This is a genomic window from Methanoplanus limicola DSM 2279 (genome assembly GCF_000243255.1).
Classification (GTDB): domain Archaea; phylum Halobacteriota; class Methanomicrobia; order Methanomicrobiales; family Methanomicrobiaceae; genus Methanoplanus; species Methanoplanus limicola.
The window spans coordinates 1,531,878-1,552,351 of sequence record NZ_CM001436.1; the positions used below are offsets into that span (position 1 = coordinate 1,531,878).

Here is a 20,474-nt window from a genome sequence, read left to right on the forward strand (position 1 = left end):
CTGGATAATATTTTGGGATAATTAAACTGTAACAGAGATTATTCCAAAATATGCACTTATACCGCATTTCATAGTAATAAGCAAACTTTACGGACCATTCCGGAAAGTTCTGCATTGTGCTATATCAGGGTGCAGCTATCAGATAGTTTCCTGATTAAAGATTTGGATGCTTCGATTTACTGAACGAATAAGATCTGCATTTGAGCTTTTAAAAAGTGACTACTGAGCAAAGGCCCAAATATGATGGATAAAAAATAGAAGTTTTCATGAAGTGCTATCCGGATATATGCTATTATATGGATTTCTTTTCTTTATTTTTTCCGGTAAACATTAACCCCTATTTTAATATCCTCATTATCGGGAAGGGAAATATTTCCTTCCGTTGATGCAATTGTGATCGATTTTCCGGATTTTGACTCCCCATAGTCTTTTGAAATATCTATCTTCATAGTCAGAATATTTCCATCAACAGTCATTTCAATATTTTTCATTGATTTCATATTGCTCATTGACTTTAAAAGATTTATGATATTTATGTGACTGCTATTATATGATCTGAGAACCGGTATAATTATGATCTGAGAACCGGTATAATTATGATCTGAGAACCGGTATAATTATGATCTGAGAACCGGTATAATTATGATCTGAGAACCGGTATAATTATGATCTGAGAACCGGTATAATTATGTTCTGTGAGATATATCTTGTCTGGTTTAATTAAATTCACAAGAACTAAATATTCTTGCGATATAATTGCCTATTATAATTAATTATGGCGGGGGAGCTTAATATCAGTCTGAAATTTATGCACAATAAATACGACACCACATTTTTTGTTACCCTTATACTGATTCTGACATTTTTCTCTCTCTCATCACTGTACAGTTATCTTCTTTTTCATACTATTACTGAATTATTCAGTATTGTAATTGCAGCAATTATTTTTGTAATTGCATGGAACAGCCGGGATTATATCACAAATTATTACCTGCTTTTTTTAGGAATTGCATTTATCTTCATCGGTGGCATTGATTTTCTGCATACGCTTGCTTATAATGGCATGAATATTTTTGCCGGATATGGTGCCAACCTGCCGACAGAACTCTGGATAGCCTCAAGATATATGCAGGCAGGAACACTGATTGCTGCCCCTCTTCTGATGCATAAAAAAACGAATATAACGCATGAATTAATAATTTATTCTCTAATTACAGTAGTTTTGATTTTATCAATATTTGCAGGCTTTTTTCCGGACTGCTACATTGAGGGGGAGGGCCTTACCAGCTTTAAAATTTACAGCGAATACCTGATCTCAGTTCTGCTTTTTCTCTCAATATATCTTTTATTCAGAAAAAGAGAGTATTTTGAACGGAAAATATACCGTCTGATTGTACTGTCGATAATATTTACAATCCTCTCTGAGATTGCATTTACATTTTATGTAAGTGTTTATGGCTTTTCGAACCTTATCGGACATCTGTTTAAAATTACTGAGTTCGCCCTTATATATTATGCAATTGTGGATTCAGGTATAAGGCGCCCGTATGAGACAATATTTAGGTCACTCAGTCAGAAAGAGTCTGAAGTCAGGAAAGAGAGAGATATGCTTGACCTGTACATAAATGTAGCCGGTGTAATTTTTCTGATTCTGGATGTAAAGGGTTTTGTAAAACTTGTTAATCCAAAAGGTTGTGAGATTCTTGGATATGACAGAGAGGAGATTGTCGGCAAAAAGTGGGTGGACAGTTTCATACCGGAAGGAGAAAAAGTGGGAGTAAATTCAGTTCGAATCAGTAATATTTCAGGAACGGATAAATTCATTGAGTCTTATGAGAATGCGGTTGTCACAAAGACCGGGGAAAGGAGAATCATTCTATGGCATAACCGCATTTTAAAAGATGGTAACGGAAAAATTATCGGTACACTCAGTTCAGGTGAAGATATTACTGAACGGATAAAGTATGAGAATCAATTATCTATTGAAAAAGAGAGATTAAATAAGGCGCAGGAGATTAGCCATACCGGCAGCTGGGAATATAATATTGCATCCGGGGAAATCTGGGGTTCTGATGAGGGATTCAGAATTTATGGATATAATCCTCCTGAAGGGAATATATTTCCAATTGGGGACATTGAAGCATGTATTCCTGAAAGAGAAAAAGTTCATCAGGCGTTGATGGACCTCATAGGGAGCGGCAAAGAATACAACCTTGAATTTGCAGTTAATCCGGCAGATGGCGGTCCTCAGAAAATCATCAAATCTGTGGCTGAACGTATTCCGGATGAAAATGGCAGAATCATAAAAGTTTCCGGTGCATTGCAGGATGTAACTGAGCAGAAAGCAGCAGAAAAAGCTTTGCAGCAGATAAATAAAAAATTAAATCTCCTGAGCAGTATAACAAGACATGATATACTGAATCAGCTTACAGCAATTGAAGGGTATCTTGAATTAATTGTTGAGCTTAATGAGATTTCTGCCGGTACAAAATCTTTAGAATATCTGAATAATGTAATATCCTATGTGGACATTGTCGAAAAACAGATACTATTCACAGGAGATTACAGCAATCTTGGTGCCTCATCTCCCCGCTGGCAGAATGTTGGTTTTATCATCCGGGAAATATCTCAGATTAATTCGTTTGAAAAGCTAAACACAGTAAATGATGTTGAGAACCTTGAAATATTTGCAGATCCGCTTTTTGAGAAAGTTATCTATAACCTCTTTGATAATGCAGTAAAATATGGTGAAAAGATAACCACAATTTCATTCTCATATGAAGTTAAACCTGATCATACTATCCTTATTTGTCAGGATGACGGTGCAGGTGTTCATCCGGATGTAAAAGAAAAAATCTTTAAAAGACAATATTATCAGAATACCGGTTTTGGTCTCTTTCTATCCGGAGAGATATTGTCGATAACTGATATTTCTATAAAGGAGACGGGTATTTATGGTGAAGGGGCAAGATTTGAGATTTATATTCCTAATGGTTATTTCCGTATTTCACAATGATATATTCTCAGATTCTCGTTGAATCATTATGTATTATTTCAATCTTGTATCAATGTAAGCAGGATTTATCTGTCAACAAGTTCTGAATTGAGCATAATTAGTGTGTAGTTTAGCTCAATTATACTGTAGTTAATCCGGAAGTTCAGGACTTGTGGGTATACTTCCGGATTTGAATATTGAATCTGAAAACAGGGTCAGCTGAGAGATAATAACAGGGTCCAGTCCTTCCTCAATAGCCAGGTATATTCCGGATATATTTAATACCTTCATCTTCGATGTCATAAAGTGTATAAATTTTGATACGCTCTTGGATGGCATGTGGATGAGCATTGCATTCACAGAATCCAGGCATATAATCACTCTCCCTTCACTGCGGTTTTTTATGCTTTCAGATATTGCAACGCTCATTCCGGTTAGGTCTGACGGTGTATTTAAGAATATACATTGATTAAAATCATCGGGTGGTTTCCCTACGGCATATTTTGTAATTGCATCAATATAATATATTTTAGAAATATCAATCCCGGATTTTTGAAACTGCTTATTCAGGTAAGGCGCAGGCTGATTAACAGAGATATATATTATCTGTTCTGCTCTTTCTGAGGCTATTTTAACCAGATTAATCGTTGTTTCTCTTAGATTATCCGGAGCTATAAATGCAAGCAGTATTGCCGGATTCTCATCCGGGAAAATATTTATTTTTTCCATGAACTGTTTATTTTATCAGGTATTCTTTGAATGCATCCGGAATTTCCTTTCTTTTCTCTGTAATTGCTCTGTCCATTTCAGAAAGGTTGTTTTTAATCGTTTTAAGGTTAAAAATCTGTACTGAAAGCTGAATAATTAGATCTTCTCTGTCAATCTCCTCCTCTTTTTTAAGCTCACAGACAAGATCATTCAGATATTGTTTTACAATATCAACGGGGTTTTTAATTCTCAGTGCAGTCTCCCGTATATATGATAATAGATCAAGTTCTGCCTCTTTCTGCTTTCTTATGTCTATTATATTTTCAATGATAACCTTTTTGCCATCAATTTCAGCAATGGCAGCAGATTTTAGTACCGGAATTTTGTCTCTGTTTTTTGTAATAAGTACCGTTTCCGTATGATTTACATCCTGACTGAGATCTGATATGGGGCATCTTCCCAATTTATTTGGGCAGACGATATTGTGGCAGATATTTCCTTCAATTTCTTCTTCATTATATCCGCCGAGTTTTTTTATTTCCGGATTTGCAGATATGATTTCATGCGTTTTTTCATCAAGGATCATCATTCCTGCGGATGTATTCTCCCATAGTGTCCGGAATTTTATTTCTGAAGCTTTAATTTTCTCTTCTGCTTCAACCCTTTTTGTAATATCAGTTACTGACATTAATATCAGGTTTTTCTCATTTAATTCTGTAAAATTGAGAATAACTGTTTTATCTTCTCCCATTCCTGATTTTAAAATTACTTCTCTGTAGCAGAATTCTTTTCTGCCTTCTATGCAGCTGTCTATTTCATTATAATTTTTTTTACTGAAGAGATCTTTAATGTCAAGCTTTCCTTCATTATAATTTGTATATCCTGAGATATTTTTCAGTTCCGGATTCATAACTAAAATCTTCAGATCCGGAGATATAAGTGCAAGCCCGGATTTTGCGCATTCAAATGTTTTATGGAAGATCTTACGCTCGTCTTCTATTCTTTCGGCAAGTATGATTATTATGCCGCCAATCAGAATATATGAGAGCGATCTTATTATTGCAGGCACAATTACTGAATAATCCATGGAATAGAAAAATCCAACAGTAGTCAGGTAATAAATACAAAGACCTGATATCAGTATCATGCCATATCTACGGTAGATATAGGCGGATAATATTATCGGGATATAGTATATGTGCGGGAAAACGTCAAATATCTGGTTCTGAATACTGTACCAGGTAATTATTATTGTTATAAGGACTGTAAAAATTATTATTGTATCTATGAACAGTTTATTATTCACCATTATTTTCATATTCTCTGATTTTTCTTAAAAGTATAAATATATTTTTAAAGTTAAGATTAATCCTGTAGAATTTAATATTGAAGGATCTCAATATTGATATTTAAAATATTAAATTTATGAATATTATACAAAATACTTATTTGTACAGAAAGTAAAAATATTATTGTTTGTTTAGAGTCATATATTTCTCTCTGAATCTGCCGGCAGAACAATATATATCCTAAAGGAATCAGTTATGAAGACGATACTTATTATCGACGATATGGAACTGTTAAATAATATATTCGTTGAGGTTCTTCAGAATGAGGGCTACAGTGTATATTCTTCAATTTCCGGATTAAATGGTATAGAGAAACTTAAATCAATAAAAACAGATTTAATTCTTCTGGATATTATGATGCCGGTAATGGATGGATGGGAAACTCTTGATTATATCAGGTCTGACCCTGAAATTTCAGATATACCTGTAATTATGATGACTGCAAAAAAACTTTTTCCGGATGATATTTTTCAGTATGGAGACCTGATCAGCGGTTATATTAAAAAGCCCCTGAAGATTGAAAGTCTTATTAACTGTATAAATTCTTTTTTTAAGAATAAAGAAGAGATTGAGATCTTTATTAAAAATACAGCTCTAAAAACGTCAGATTATGAAAAAGCTCTGGCTGTTGGAAAGACTGCTGAAGATATGCTTTTTTTCAGAATGGTTATTGACAAACTTATTGATATTAATTCCGAAGATGATTCGGCAGATATTGATGATGGCCCGATTGTTGATATTGAAAGGCTGAACAGTCATTTTGATAATTTGCAACGGAAATTTACAGAACAGATAACGGGGCTTGGTGTTAGAGAATATATACCGGTTTCACTTTTAGGTTATATCTGAGATTATCTCATATGTTTTCGTCTTTTTTTAATCATCTGATTTTTTATTCTTACCGTTTTCTGATATTATGCCGTGGTGTTTCGTCAGATAATCTCTTATTTTTGCAGATTCAAGCCATCCGCGATCAAGACGGGTAATTATATCATTGATCTGCATAGACTGGTCAAGAATTTTATCCTTAAATTTCTCCTCACCCAGATCTGCAAGACCAACTATTATTGTGAGCGGATTTCTGATCTCATCATTTAGTATTGCAAGTTGTGCTATATTTTTTTCAATCTGTTTAAGAGCGTTATTTTCACGTATTCTTGCCTCTTTCTCTTCAGTAATATCCCGTGCAAGTGAAATAATGTAATATTGGCCGCCCAGTTCAATCATTCTTGCTTTGACATGTACAGGGAAGGCAGAGCCGTCTTTTCTTTTATGTTCGGCTTCAAATGAGATCTGTTCGTTCTTTTTAAGAGCATTTATAATCACCGGTTCATTTTTATTTATACTTTTAGTGTTAATAGCTTTGATTGAAAGTTTTAACAGTTCATCCCTTGAGTAACCCAGGCGGCGGCAGGCAACATCATTGACTTCAACAAAATTACCAAGTGTATTGTCCTGTTCTATCTTATGGAGAAATACGGCCTCATTTATATTGTTAAATAGTTCATGGTATTTCTGCTCCCTTTCTTTTAGTGCATCTTCGGCCTTCTTTTTTTCAGTAAGATCATTATATACTGATACCACTTCTCCGGAAGGGAGCCTGTATATGAAATTCTCTCTCCAACCGTGAATTCTCTCATCCCTATATTCGCCTAACTGATAATGCTCAGGTTTTCCTGTTGACCATACCTTTTTTAGTCTGTCAATTAATCCAAACTCCTCAACACCGGGAAATACATCGTAAATGCTTCTGTTTATTATTTTATCTCTTTCAATGGCGTCTATCTCTTCAGAGGCTTTATTAATATCTTTAAATATAAAGTCTTCACCTTTATCAGTCACTCCATATATGGCAACACCGCTGCTCATATTATTGAACAATTCCCTGAATCTCTCTTCACTGTTCTTCAGATTGATCTCTGCATTTTTTCTGTCGATATAATTTCCTATTCTCTCACAGATAATTTCAAGAAGGTTTTTTTCTTCATTGAGAAATTCCCCTGAGTACCCGTCCGGAGAATGGTTGAGGTAACATACGGTTATTTCACCTTCTTTAATATTATCTGAATAAAAATCGTTCTCTATTGCAATATCACTCTTATAATATCCTTCTGTCTGATATCTCTTCCCTCCTTTTTCAATTGAAACACCGGTGGACTCTGGATACTGCATGGCATTTTTTATGATATTGGCTACAGCATAAAAAAATTCATCTTCATCCGGTTTCCTAATCATAAGGTCAGAGATCTCTTTTAATGCAGTCAGCTCCTTAACTCTCTCTGATAACTGAAAGGAAGTCTGAACAATTTTTTCTTCCGCTGATTTAACTTCGCTTATATCCCTTATGGATTCTATAGCACCTACAACATTTTTATCAGAATCATAAAGCGGTGATGCGGTAAACCAGAGATATGCTCCCTTTCCCTCTGCAAGATAGGGTACATAATTTTCTGCTACCAGTTTATCTCCTTCTTTATATAATAGGGGGTATCTGGATTTGTCTCTGAGTTTTTCATTAAGTATGAGATCTATTAATAACGGTCTTCTCCTGCCATATACCTTTATTGAGTATTCAGAATTGTTCTTTCCAATTATTTCTGATGCAGGTGTGCCTGTCATCCTTTCCATTGCTTTATTCCATGTAATTACCCTGCCTTTTTTATCAACGGCAAAAGTTGCATCCGGAAGGAAATTTATTATATTTAATAGCCTGTTTTCACTTTCAAGCAGTTTATTCTTGCTCTCAAGAATTTCGTTGTAACTCTGCCTTAATTCTTCCTCATTTTCTTCAAGTTCCCCATATGCAACTGTCAGTCTCCGGTTAATCTCTAATATTTCTGTTTTCTGAATGAGGCGTTCTTCTTCAAGTTCAATACTATAAAGAGCAAATCCGAGATCGCCTGACACTTCTGAAAATAGATTATACTCCTCATCATCCGGTGTTTTATCATCCGGAATTGATATTGAAATTACTCCAAATAATTTATTCCTGTATTTCAGACTTTTTGTAAGTCTTTTAATTTGTTTTGGGTTGTCAGATAGGGGGCACTCACCGCAGTTTTCATGAGTTTCGGATTTGACAGTTATTTCATCAGATTCAATGGCTTTTTCTGCACACTTGGGAATATTCCCGCCTTCAATGTATTCTTTAAAGGGATAATTACTCTTATCCGGATTTGAATGTGCCCAATTTATGACATTTTTATTTTCGTCAAATAAAATAATCCAGGCATTGTTATATCCTCCGTTATCAGTAAGTATCCTGCATGTTTTTTCAATCAGATTTTCTTTGTTCTTAACACTTACAATTAATCTGTTTATATTTCTGATTGCGTCAAGCAGGCGGTTTAACTGGTATATTTTATATTCTGACTCTTTTCTGTCCGTTATATCGGTTGAAAATGCAAGATATTTTCTGTCCGGCAGTGCAGTTGTACTTAGTATTACCGGGCATGCGGAACCGTCTTTCCTTTTAAGGTTAATCTCATGAATATATTGATTTCTATTTTTTAGTTTCTCAAAATATTCGGGTGATTTGCCTGATTTCTCTTCAATTACAAGTTCCTGGACCGACATTGTGAGAAGTTCATCTTCGGTGTATCCAAGTGTCTCACAGGCTGCTTTATTAACCTCAATGAAACTACCCTGCTCATCTGCAACAAAAATTCCTTCCGGAGATCTGTCAATATAGCTGCGGTATTTCTCTTCAGATAATTGAAGCCTCTTTTCTGTCTCTTTATGCTCAATAAGAATTCTTGCAAGTTTAATATTGCTGTAGCTCAGCCTTGAGACCATCAGTGCAAATTTTTTATAAAAAGACATTATATTGCGGATTTTTTCCCTTTTAAGACGGGGTACTTTCTCCAGTGCTGCAAGATATTTTGTCCTGTCAAAACCGTAAGTTTCTGCCTGTTTTTCAAAGACTGAGTAATCCGGAATTTCATCTTCGTAGAAGAACTGCCCCAGGTACATATTTCCCATATGCCTGCCGGCGATATAGATCGGTGTTGAAATATCCCAGAGATTGTTTTTGCATTTGTACTGCCTGATCTCTCCCGGTTTTATATCTGTTGTCAGTTCCAAATCGCTTTCATTACAGTTTTTCTGCGTTTCAGGATGTATACGATGGAATTTTGTGCATATATCCTGCCATCCGGCTGCAATAAGAATATTTCCCTTTGTATCAAGAATTGCAATTCCTATATCTGTAATTCTGTGAAAGTCATCCATCAGTGACTGAATTTCTTCGGTGTTTATGATATTCCTTAATTCTTCGTCTTTTATGTCATAATCGGGAGAGAGAATACTTTCAAGCTTTAGCCTGATTTTTTCTTCATTATCCCGGATAATTTTCTCTTTTTCTTTCTCTTCTGTGATGTCGGAGAGTGTTGTTGAGAGATATAACGGGTTGTTATTTTTATCAGAAATGACATTTGCATTCATCCTTGTCGGAAATATTCTGCCGCTTTTATGCCTGTGCCAGACTTCCTTATCCTCAAAATGTCCTTTTTCCTTTAGTTGATCAAGCAGAGCATTTACATAACCGATATGTTCTTCTGAGTGCAGGAATTTTATTGGTTTTCCTGTTAGCTCATCCGGGCTGTATCCGTGCAGATCTGCAAACCATCTGTTTGTGTAGGTAAGTCTGCCGTTTAAATCTGCTATTGCAATGCCATAATTTGCATTGTCTGATACTTTCTTAAATTTTCTAATGGTATCTTCTGAAATTTTATTCTCTGTTATGTCAATAATAATTCCCTGAAGGTGTGTCAGTTTCCCGTTATTGTCATATTTTGTGAATACATGATCTTCTATAAATCTGATATTATTATTTGCGTCATAAATCCTGTAATTAAGAATGAAATCGTCATTTCCGGAAGTTATGTTCTTCTTTATTTTATTACTGATTACCGGCAGGTCATCCGGATGAATCAGAGATTTATAGTTTAGATTACCTGATCTGAAGTCATCCGGAGAATATCCGAACTGAGATATATTATCACTGATTAGTTCTATATTTCGCGGGTCTTCTACATCCTGAAGGTAGATTATAACCGGACTTTTATTGATTATATTTATCTGCTCTTTTAATTTCTCTGAGACTGCTTTGATTTTTTCCTCGGCATTAACTCTTTTGGTAATGTCAATCCCAGACTCAATAACCATCTCCTCGTCTGCCGGCCCTTTTATTATTGTGTCATGTACAGAATAAATTCTCCCGTCATCACTAAGCCATCTCGAAGACTGCTCTTTTTTTGTCTTTAAAACCTCATGTACCGGACAGTTGTCATAATCTCCATTAAGGCATTCTGTCAGTTCAAAATATGTATAGTTCTCCGGTTCCCCAAAAATCCGGATAAATTCATCATTTGCCAGATAGATGGACATATCCTGTTTTATGATGCATGAAAATCCGGGCATGAGGTTTAGTATATGGGAGACATTTATCTTGTATTCTTTTTCTCTCTTATTACTGACTGCTCTTAAAAAATTAATGATTCTCCTGGCCGGAAAATCTGTCTCTTTTTCATTGCCGGATTTGTATTCGATATAAAGATCAATATTCCTTAACAGTTCCTTTTCCCTGTAATTTTCTCCATTCTCTTCCGTGAGAAGTATAAGAGGGATATTTGGGTAAAGTTCCTTTATATTATTAATGAGCTGATCAGTCTCTTTGTTTTTTACAGATTCACAGAAAATTATGGCATCATAGATTAATTCCGGAGAGCTTTTGCCGGCCGATAATTCATTCAGTTCTGAATCAGTGACTGATATTATTTTAATATCCGTGATTCTTCTGATTGTTGAAAGAACTTCGTTAAATATCTCCTTATCTTCAGCAACAGCCAGAATGTTATTTATATTGACACCCCCATTTACCATTCTCTCATGATATTATTGTCTCCGAAACCAGGCCCGTATAATTCCGGTTACTAATTAAAAGTAACTTTCAAGATATAAATAAGATTCTCCGGTTGTGTCGGAAAAAGAAAGTATCATTATATTTTTTAATTTATCTCATTTAGTGTGTTTTTAAATATTGTATCTTCATTAATTTTTTAATCTGGTGAAGTTTTTAAAATTCTGCGTGGGATTTCAGGCATGCTATGGTTTTAAATATTTTCGTATTTACCCTATACATACATTATGAAATATTCTCAGTATCTCGCATTAATACCTGTAATAATAATTATAGTATTTGCGGCATTAATCTCATTTCTGGGTGATTATTACTGGTTTGATTCTGTCGGTTATGCCGGTATTTTCTTAAATATAATTGCAGTATCAGTAATTCTTGGAATAATTGCAGCAGTTGTATTTTTCGGTTTCAGTTATATCTGTGCCAGAATTTCGCTTAAGTCAGCGGCAAACGGAGGTGATGTTTCGGTTTTAAACAAAAGGATAGTTCTGTTATTCTGCGGACTTGGGGCGCTTTTTGGCGGATTATCTGTATCATCACAGTGGGAAACAGTGCTGATGTTCTTAAACCAGAGTCCTTTTGGTGTCTTAGATCCGATTTTTGGCCTTGACGCAGGATTTTATGTGTTTTCACTGCCTTTTTTTAACCTGATTGCGAATTTCGTTATTGGGGTTGTTATATTCTCGATAATCGTTTCTTTCCTGGGTTATCTTCTGGAATCAGAAATTCTGACTCTCAATTTCAATGAATATCCAATAACTGAATTTAAAGGTCAGTTAAAGATAGATTCTTTCATTCCACAGCTCAGTGTTCTGCTCTTCTTCCTGTTCTCTGCAATATCGGCCCGTATCTGGCTTGCACGCTATGATCTGCTCTTCACTCCGGGTGAAACGGTATTTGGTGTAGGATATACCGATGCGACAGTTACGCTTCCGGTTATGGCAGTTCTTACATTTGTTTCATTTCTGATTGGAATCGGATTTTTGATCAATGAAAGGCTGCGCAGACCGGAGGTTATTAAATACGGCGTCATTATCTTCATTGCAGTTGCTGTTATTGGAGTAATTGCAGGCGGGGTTGTCCAGGTTCTCATTGTATCACCAAATGAGTTTAACCTTGAAAAACCGTATCTGTCACATAATATAAACAGCACTCTTGTTGCTTATGGTCTTGATGATGTGGATGAGAAGCAGTTTACTGTTGATTATAATCTGACTAATACTGATATTATTGAGAACAGTGCCACTGTTGAAAATATCCGTCTCTGGGACTGGCGCCCGCTGAAGACGACATATGAACAGCTTCAGCTTTTCAGGACATATTATGAATTCAATGATATTGATGTTGACCGTTATACCTTTGGTGACAGTTATAAGCAGGTCCTGATCTCAGCAAGGGAGATGAATATTAAGGATCTCCCTTCACAGGCGCAGACATGGGTCAATACTCATCTTGTCTATACTCATGGATATGGTGCTGTTATGAGTCCGGTTGATGTCGTCTCAAAAGAGGGTCTGCCTGATTTTTATTTAAAGGACATTCCCCCAACTTCTGAATACATTGAGCTTAACCAGCCCGGAATTTATTACGGTGAGGGTCTGGATGATTACTCTGTTGTCATGACAAAAACTGAGGAGTTTGATTATCCTTCAAGTGATGAAAATATCTATACTACATATCAGGGTTCCGGAGGTGTTGAATTATCCGGAATTCTTCAGAGGCTGATCTACGCCATTAAATTTAAGTCTGTTGAGCTTCTGGTTTCAGGTTCACTTGATTCTGACAGCAGGATCCTGATGAACAGGAACATTCTTGAACGTGCAGATGCTGTTGCACCGTTTTTGTCATATGATTCTGATCCATATGTCGTTGTTTCGGAGGGCAGGCTCTTCTGGATAATTGATGCTTATACTTCAACGGGTAAATTCCCGTATTCGGCGACTGTTCAGACATCTGATTATGAAGAATTCAATTATCTGAGAAACAGTGCCAAAGTTGTAATTGATGCCTATAATGGCGACATTACATATTATATTGTCAATGGAAACGATCCCCTGATTCAGGCCTATAATGGGATCTTTCCGGGCGCATTTAAAGACTTTTCAGAGATGCCTGAAGATCTCCGCAGTCATGTCAGATATCCGGCAGGAATTTTTGAAATTCAGTCTGAGGTCTATTCACTGTATCATATGAAAGATCCAAGGGTGTTTTATAACCGGGAAGATGCCTGGAATGTTCCGGATGAGGTGTACAGAGGATCAAGACAGAGGATGGAGCCGTATTACATCATCATGAAGCTTCCGGGTGAAGAATCTGAGGAGTTCATTCAGATGCTCCCGTTCACTCCACGCAGTAAGGAGAATCTGATTGCCTGGATGGCTGTAAGGTCTGATACGCCGAATTACGGTGGTATTGTGGTCTATCAGTTCTCAAAACAGGAGCTTACGTATGGTCCTATGCAGATTGAGGCCAGAATTGACCAGGACACTGAGATATCACAGGACATTACATTATGGTCACAGTCAGGCTCTTCAGTTTTAAGAGGCAATACACTCATAATCCCGATTGAGAACTCAATACTTTATGTTGAACCGCTTTATCTTGAGGCGACGGAAAAAGGAACTCTTCCACAGTTAAAGCGTGTAATTGTTGCCTATGGCGACCGCCTTACTATGAAGGATACCCTTGCTGAGGCACTGGATGAAATATTTGGTGATATTGCTATAGAAAGGCCTGTCGGAGGTGCAGGGGAAGGCATTGGCGAAGGTGAAGAGGTCGAGGTTCTAAGCAGTGAGGTTCTGGATAAGCTGAACCGTATTGCCGAACTGTACGACAGTGCACAGGATGCGCTTAATAAAGGGGATCTTGGAGCATACCAGCGAAATATTGACCAGATTGGGGATATAATTAACTCCTGATCTTTTGATTGAACCTTTTTAAGGTAATTATTCAGTCAAATCTTTTTTTAGTGCGGTAAAATTATGATATCTTCAATTTTTACGTGATTTTTATCTGTATTACGCCTCAGTTTTCGGCATTGCATTTCAGTTTTCTGTATTATCCATTTTTATCTCTTTTTTTCTCTTTTTTATTATTTCTGCTTTCGATATCTGTATATATCAGCCTGAATAAATATTATCTATGCATAAGAAAGTGCCGGCACCAGAGCTTAAGAGGCGTATGACACGCTTCAGGGATGAGATGTTACGTATAGATCCTGACTGGGAAATGGCGGCAGTTTTCAGTAAAATTAATCAGTATTATTTTGCAGGGACGATGCAGGACGGGGTTTTGCTTATACCTTCCGATGGTGAGGCTGAATTTTTTGTACGAAGGAGTTTTGAGAGGGCTAAAGAAGAATCAAATTTTCCGGTTATAAAACAGATGAGAAGTTACAGGGATGCTGCATCTGATATGGGTTTGGCTCCAAAGAAGATCTACACTGAAAAAGAGATTGTCCCCCTCTCACTTATGGAAAGATTTACAAAGCACTTCCCTGCACAGGAGATTTTAGGTGTTGACAATATAATACTAAAACTCCGGTCAGTAAAAAGCAGGTATGAACTGGATTATATTCGAGAAGCCGGAAAGATTCACAGGTTTGTCCTTGAAGATGTGGTTCCCGGCCTTTTAAGGGCGAGAATGACTGAAGCTGATCTTGGTACTGAATTATACCGTGCATTGCTTGATGAGGGCCATCAGGGCATAATCAGATTCAGGGCATTTGATACCGATTTTATGCTTGGGCAGATTGCGTTTGGTGAAAACTCCTTAAACCCCACCAATTTTGACAGTCCGAGCGGATTTCTGGGCATGGGAATTTCAGTGCCTGTTCTTGGAAGCAGAAGGCGAAAGCTAAAGAACGGAGATCTTGTATTTATTGATATTGGATGTGGTGTGTGTGGGTACCATACAGATAAGACGATGACTTATATGATGAACAGCCATCCTAAAAATGATATTTCCGATATTAATGACCGGCTGTATGATATTCAGATGGAGACTGCAAAGCTCTTAAAGCCGGGTGCAATACCTTCTGAAATATATGATACTGTTATGGATTCTATTGAACCGGAATTTCTGGATAATTTCATGGGATTTAAAAACCGTCGGGCAAGTTTTCTCGGTCACAGTATAGGTCTTCAGATTGACGAACTTCCGGTAATAGCAAAAGGATTTGATGAACCCATTGAGAAGAATATGGTCTTTGCGATTGAGCCTAAGAAGGGAATAGAAGGATTTGGTATGGTTGGGACTGAAAATACATTTATTGTAACTGCCAAAGGTGGCGAGAGTGTGACAGGTCTTCATCCCGGACTTATGGTGATTGACTGAACCACGGTAAATGCCGTTTCAGCCTGGAAAAGTAAATATTTATTTTTGGCTGAACTTTCTAAAGTTCAGCTGTTTTTCCGACAAAATACCAGGCAATTTTTGATGCGTCTCCAATATCGACTCTGCCGTCACCATTAAAGTCTGCTGTCATATCCTCCGGGATTTTTCCGGCAACCATATAGGCAACCTTCGAGACGTCACCGATATCAACAACTCCGTTGTTATTGAAGTCACCTTTGACTATTATTGAGATTATGCCATCAGCTGAAGTTATATTGTGGGTGCTGAATGAGTTATCGGTATATGTCGCATTCAGGCATTGAAGTGTTGTATTGCTCCCGTATTCCCCTGCTGCACTGATATTGAAACAGAATAATTCGGTCTCATTTCCGGATGTGAAAGGCGTAGCCGATTTAAACCATGCAACAGCCTTTCCTTCAGTAATATTTACTGTAAGGTCTGCATCCGAAACTGTGGTATTTAAGGTGATATTATTTACAGAAATAACAGATGAATCATAGACAATCTCAAAGGACAGACTGACTGCATCTGTAATATTGCCGGCAGGGACAGTAAATATGCCGCTTCCGGCCGGCTCAATCTCTCCGGCCGGCATTTTCAGGTACGGAATTTCAGCATTCTTCCCGGTTACATTAATATAATCAGTCTTTGTAATATTGTCAGTACCTGCTGAATTCATTACTGTCAGACTGACTGAATAAACTCCGGTTTTATTGAATACCTTTACAGGATCTCTTTCATCTGATGTTGTATTGTCACCAAAGTCCCAGAGCCACCCGTCCGGATCTCCGGTCGATAAATCTGTAAAACTGACTGACAGCGGATTTTCACCTAAAGTCACATCTGCGGTAAATCCGGCTTTGGGCAGTTTTTCCGGGACAGGGACAGCAGAGAGGGTTTTAAATGCATTAATCCTTCCGCCTGATACTGTTGTCGATGAGAGGGATGCAAGCGGGTCAACATTGTCTATTATAAGTTTCTTAACTTCAGTTGCTGAAAGGGTTGAGTTTAACGAGAGAATAAGTCCTGCAAGTCCGGACACATAGGGGCCTGACATTGAAGTTCCTCTCTTATATGTATATGAATTGCCTGTAACAGTACTGTAGATATTCACACCCGGAGCACCGACATCTACAGATTTAGCTCCGTAGTTTGAAAATGAGGCTCTGAGGTCACTGCTGTCAGTTGCAGCAACTGTAATGATATTGTCAAGACTGTAAGATCCCGGATATGATGGTATTACATCGGTGTTATATCCTTTATTTCCGGCAGAACAGATCGCAGGGCCGGCAAAATCCCTGATGGCATCTTCAAGGGCAACTGAATATCCGCCACCACCCCAGGAGTTACTGATTATATCTGCCCCGTTATTCCGGGCATAAATTATAGCATCTATTGCATCCGCAGTTGAGCCTGATCCGTCTGCACCGAGAAAACGAAGCGGCATTATCTTTGCATCCCACATAACACCTGTAATGCCGATTGAATTATTCCCCACACCTGCGATAATTCCGGCACAATGTGAGCCGTGACCGTTCAGATCAGTCGGATCATTGTCATCCGAATAAAAGTCCCATCCGTGAATATCGTCAATATATCCGTTATTGTCATTGTCAATGCCGTCTATAACCTCACCCGGATTCTCCCAGATATTATCCTTAAGATCCGGATGGGTGAGCAAAACCCCGGTGTCAATTACGGCGATAACAACTTCATCCGATCCTGTGGTGATATTCCAGGCATTTAAGGCATCAATATCTGCACCGGGAGTACCTGATGCACCATATACATACTGCCCGTCATTTTGAAGTCCCCAGAGTTGCCCGAAATCCGGATCGTCCGGTATGTCATGGGCATAATAAATATAATTTGGTTCTGCGTACAGCACTTCCGGGTTATTGCTGTAAACTTCAAGGGTTTCATCCAGAGATGAATTGTCCGGAATTTTAACTACTTTAAGCCCTGGAATCCCGGCATCTGAATAGTCTCTGATTATATTCTCTTCCCGAATCAGGTTTTCTGAATTCTGACCAGCCTTAACTGATTCATTTATTTTATTCCCATCTTTTACAGCATAACTTCCGGACATTAATTTTACAGGTGTATCCGGATTCATCATAACTATTATTGAATCCGGTTTAATATCGGTAAAATTATCTCCTGATCTATCCGGAAGTCCCGTGATTTCGTCATCTGCACTGCCCAATCCAGGAATGAATAAAAGGCACATTAATATACAGCACACTATTACTGATGAAGATGCCTCATGAATTATTTGTCCGGATAATGATATTTTATTCATCCTTATCTCTTGAGATGCAGTTTTTCCGTTAGTGATAAAACGCTATGATTTGATCAGTTTTTATGGATTTTTAAGATATATATTACCTCCTTTTAATGCATTTTGATTTTCTGGTCTTACATATTTGATTTAATTTAATCTTCTCTTCATAAACGCCGGTTTAATCATCTTTGAGACATAATCTATCCTCACAGATGAATTTCCTGACAATAATTGACAGCATTGTAATTCTTTTCATACTGATGGGCGTTGGTTATGCATCGTATAAATCCGGAATTATTACCCGTGATGGTGCACACGGACTTTCATCATTTCTTGTAAATATCACACTTCCGTCACTCATTATTGTTTCAATGCAGATCCCACTGAGCAGTGAAACTTTTGGAAGAACAATGGAGATGTTTGCAATTGCAATTATCTATTATATTCTTTCATTTGCATTTGCATTCACTGTCCCAAAATACCTGACAGAAAGCGACCTTGAAAAAGGTGTGTACAGCTTCATGCTTGTATTTTCAAACCTTGGTTTTATGGGCATCCCTGTAACAGCAGCAATATTTGGCAATGGGGCCGTATTTTATACATCACTGGTCATGCTTCCGTTTGGGATACTTGCCTTCTCAGTCGGAATTCTGATGTTAAGACCGGATATGGGCAGATATTTTGATCCAAAACTCTTCTTAAATTCCGGCATTATTGCATCCATAACAGGACTGATCTTCTTCTTCACCGGATTTCATATCCCTGCACCATTCATTGATGTCCTTGAGATACTCGGATCACTGACAACCCCCCTTGCAATGGTTGTAACAGGATCACTTCTTGCCACAATGCCGGCATCTTCCATGTTTAAGGATTTCAGAATTTATGCGATGACATTATTCCGTCTGGTAATAATCCCCGCTGTCCTCTATCTGATACTAAATCCGTTTGTATCTGACAGACTGCTTCTTGGAATTATTGTAATTCTTGCAGGTATGCCCGTTGCGGCAAATGCAGTGCTGCTGGCAGAGGAGTACAATGTAGATTCAACTGCGGCCTCAAAAGGAGTTTTTATCTCAACACTGTTATGTATTTTTACAATTCCCCTTACGGCATATTTCCTGCTTTAGGGTAAAAAAATATTTTTGATTTATGGTCAGGAGTTTATGGTTGCTTCACCATGCTGTGATATATCAAGTCCGACATACTCCTCTTCTTCACTAACCCTTAAACCATGTATCCTGTCGATAATTTTTGCCAGAATATAGGTTGCCGTAAAGGCAAATATCGCAGCTGAAACTGCACCCAAAATCTGGATCTCCAGTTGTCCGTATCCACCTGATATCAGGCCAACGATTCCGCCAATCGCCGGCACTGCAAAGATTCCAAGAGCGATGGTTCCCCACAGACCACCGACACCGTGAATTGCCCAGGCATCAAGTGATTCGTCCCATCCTTTGTTCATCCTGAAAAGGAGTGCTCCATAGCATAGCATGCCTGATATAACACCTATTAATATGGCCGATACCGGCCCTACATAACCCGCAGCAGGAGTTATTGCTCCAAGTCCGGCAATTGCACCTGAAATCATACCCATTGAACCTGGTTTTCCGTTAACCCAGGACGCACCAAGCCATGCAAGAGCACCGGCAGACGCAGAAATATTTGTAACTATAAAGGCATTGATGGCAATTTCATTGACCGCAAGTGCACTTCCTGCATTAAACCCAAACCATCCGAACCACAGGAGTGCACCGCCAATCAGCGTTAATGTGATGTTGTGTGGCTCCATACTGTGGTCACCGAATCCAAGTCTCTTACCGATTGCAAAAGCAAGGGCAAGTGCCCCGAATCCGGCACCAATATGTACTGCAATTCCGCCTGCGAAATCTAAAACGCCCATCTGTGATAGCCATCCGCCGCCCCATACCCAGTGAACAAGGGGGTCATAGATCAGTGTCGTCCACAGCAGACCAAATATAATAAAAGAGCTTAATTTTATTCTTTCAGCGACCGCCGAGGTGATGATTGCAAGTGTTATTGCAGCAAAAACAAGCTGAAAAACCATAAACAGAAGATCAGGGACTGGTTCACCGTTAAATCCGACACCATTAAGCATGAAATGATCCGGTCCGCCAATAATTCCGCCTATATCCGGACCAAATGCAAGACTGTAACCAATTACAACCCACTGAATGGTTACGAGAGCAAAAGAGATAAATGAAAGCGTCAGCATTGAAATTAAATTCTTTTTTCTGACAAGTCCGGCATAAAACAGGCCGACCCCGGGTGTCATCAGCATTACCATAGCTGTACATATCAATACAAATCCCGAATTGATCATTATTTCATTGAATTCCATCATAATCACTATCGATAATTGTCTCCGGATGCGAGATGGAAGTTAATTTCCATGCGTATTTATAGTTATCTATTTTGAGTATATATTTTATTTACCTGTTCTATAATCTAAAGAGGAAGCATAATTTTTCTCAGGTAATATGTCCGAAACAAATATTGCCTGAGAGATCATTGAAAGGTATTAATCCTCAACAGTGGGGGGGTAATAATGTCAGCAGATAAAAGTTCAGGTATCAAAAAACATCTTGAAAAGGAAAAAGCAGAAGCCGAAGATATCCGTCTGAACCAGGAGGCAGAACTGCTTATGGAAAAAGAGAATGAAAGAATTGAAGCGGAGGAAGCATCAATGAAGGCCAGAATGGCAAAAGTGCGTCACGGTCTTCCAAATGAACAGAAAATACAGGGAGCAATAGATCAGCGGGACTGATGACTGAAAAAAGAATATTTATTTTAATTTAAATTTTAAAACCACAGAGGGAAATATTCCTGGTTTCAGTCTTA

General features: G+C 37.8%; 12 protein-coding genes. 6 read left to right on the top strand and 6 right to left on the bottom strand.

From position 1 onward, the window contains the following. Positions 1-311: 311 nt before the first annotated feature. Positions 312-500, bottom strand: coding sequence for a hypothetical protein (locus METLIM_RS07420; protein WP_245543615.1), 189 nt, complete (start codon positions 498-500; stop codon positions 312-314). Between the two features lie 275 nt (positions 501-775). Here METLIM_RS07420 and METLIM_RS15545 point away from each other — a divergent pair, with 275 nt between their 5' ends. Continuing rightward, positions 776-3,016 carry a sensor histidine kinase gene (locus METLIM_RS15545; protein WP_004077336.1) on the top strand — a complete coding sequence of 747 codons (2,241 nt, stop codon included), beginning with the start codon at positions 776-778 and terminating at the stop codon, positions 3,014-3,016. A 129-nt stretch (positions 3,017-3,145) separates the two neighbouring features. Here METLIM_RS15545 and METLIM_RS07435 read toward each other — a convergent pair whose 3' ends face one another. Together METLIM_RS07435 and METLIM_RS07440 are read right to left on the bottom strand one after the other, a co-directional pair. After that, positions 3,146-3,724: a hypothetical protein gene (locus METLIM_RS07435; RefSeq protein WP_004077337.1), complete on the bottom strand. Its 579-nt coding sequence runs from the start codon at positions 3,722-3,724 to the stop codon at positions 3,146-3,148. 7 nt (positions 3,725-3,731) lie between these two features. Further along, positions 3,732-5,012: a PAS domain-containing protein gene (locus METLIM_RS07440; RefSeq protein ID WP_004077338.1), complete on the bottom strand. Its 1,281-nt coding sequence runs from the start codon at positions 5,010-5,012 to the stop codon at positions 3,732-3,734. A gap of 235 nt (positions 5,013-5,247) precedes the next feature. On the opposite strand from METLIM_RS07440, the gene METLIM_RS15550 reads away from it, so the two are divergent. Beyond that, positions 5,248-5,901, top strand: a complete 654-nt coding sequence (locus METLIM_RS15550) for a response regulator (protein WP_004077339.1) — start codon at positions 5,248-5,250, stop codon at positions 5,899-5,901. 27 nt (positions 5,902-5,928) lie between these two features. On the opposite strand, the gene METLIM_RS15555 is transcribed toward METLIM_RS15550, so the two are convergent. After that, on the bottom strand, positions 5,929-10,935 hold the full coding sequence (locus METLIM_RS15555) for a PAS domain S-box protein (protein WP_004077340.1): 5,007 nt from the start codon (positions 10,933-10,935) through the stop codon (positions 5,929-5,931). Between the two features lie 264 nt (positions 10,936-11,199). On the opposite strand from METLIM_RS15555, the gene METLIM_RS07455 reads away from it, so the two are divergent. Then, the gene (locus METLIM_RS07455; RefSeq protein ID WP_004077341.1) at positions 11,200-13,890 is read left to right on the top strand and encodes a UPF0182 family membrane protein; all 2,691 of its coding nucleotides are present in this window, start codon (positions 11,200-11,202) and stop codon (positions 13,888-13,890) included. A gap of 223 nt (positions 13,891-14,113) precedes the next feature. Next, positions 14,114-15,307, top strand: a complete 1,194-nt coding sequence (locus METLIM_RS07460; protein ID WP_004077342.1) for a M24 family metallopeptidase — start codon at positions 14,114-14,116, stop codon at positions 15,305-15,307. Positions 15,308-15,365: 58 nt separating this feature from the next. On the opposite strand, the gene METLIM_RS15560 is transcribed toward METLIM_RS07460, so the two are convergent. Then, entirely contained in the window at positions 15,366-17,447 is a 2,082-nt protein-coding gene (locus METLIM_RS15560) for a S8 family serine peptidase (RefSeq protein ID WP_169312369.1), read from the bottom strand. Between the two features lie 353 nt (positions 17,448-17,800). Here METLIM_RS15560 and METLIM_RS07470 point away from each other — a divergent pair, with 353 nt between their 5' ends. Beyond that, entirely contained in the window at positions 17,801-18,742 is a 942-nt protein-coding gene (locus METLIM_RS07470) for an AEC family transporter (protein WP_245543616.1), read from the top strand. Positions 18,743-18,768: 26 nt separating this feature from the next. Here METLIM_RS07470 and METLIM_RS07475 read toward each other — a convergent pair whose 3' ends face one another. Next, positions 18,769-19,956: an ammonium transporter gene (locus METLIM_RS07475; RefSeq protein WP_048146279.1), complete on the bottom strand. Its 1,188-nt coding sequence runs from the start codon at positions 19,954-19,956 to the stop codon at positions 18,769-18,771. Between the two features lie 225 nt (positions 19,957-20,181). On the opposite strand from METLIM_RS07475, the gene METLIM_RS07480 reads away from it, so the two are divergent. Beyond that, positions 20,182-20,400, top strand: coding sequence for a hypothetical protein (locus METLIM_RS07480; protein WP_004077346.1), 219 nt, complete (start codon positions 20,182-20,184; stop codon positions 20,398-20,400). Positions 20,401-20,474: the final 74 nt, after the last annotated feature.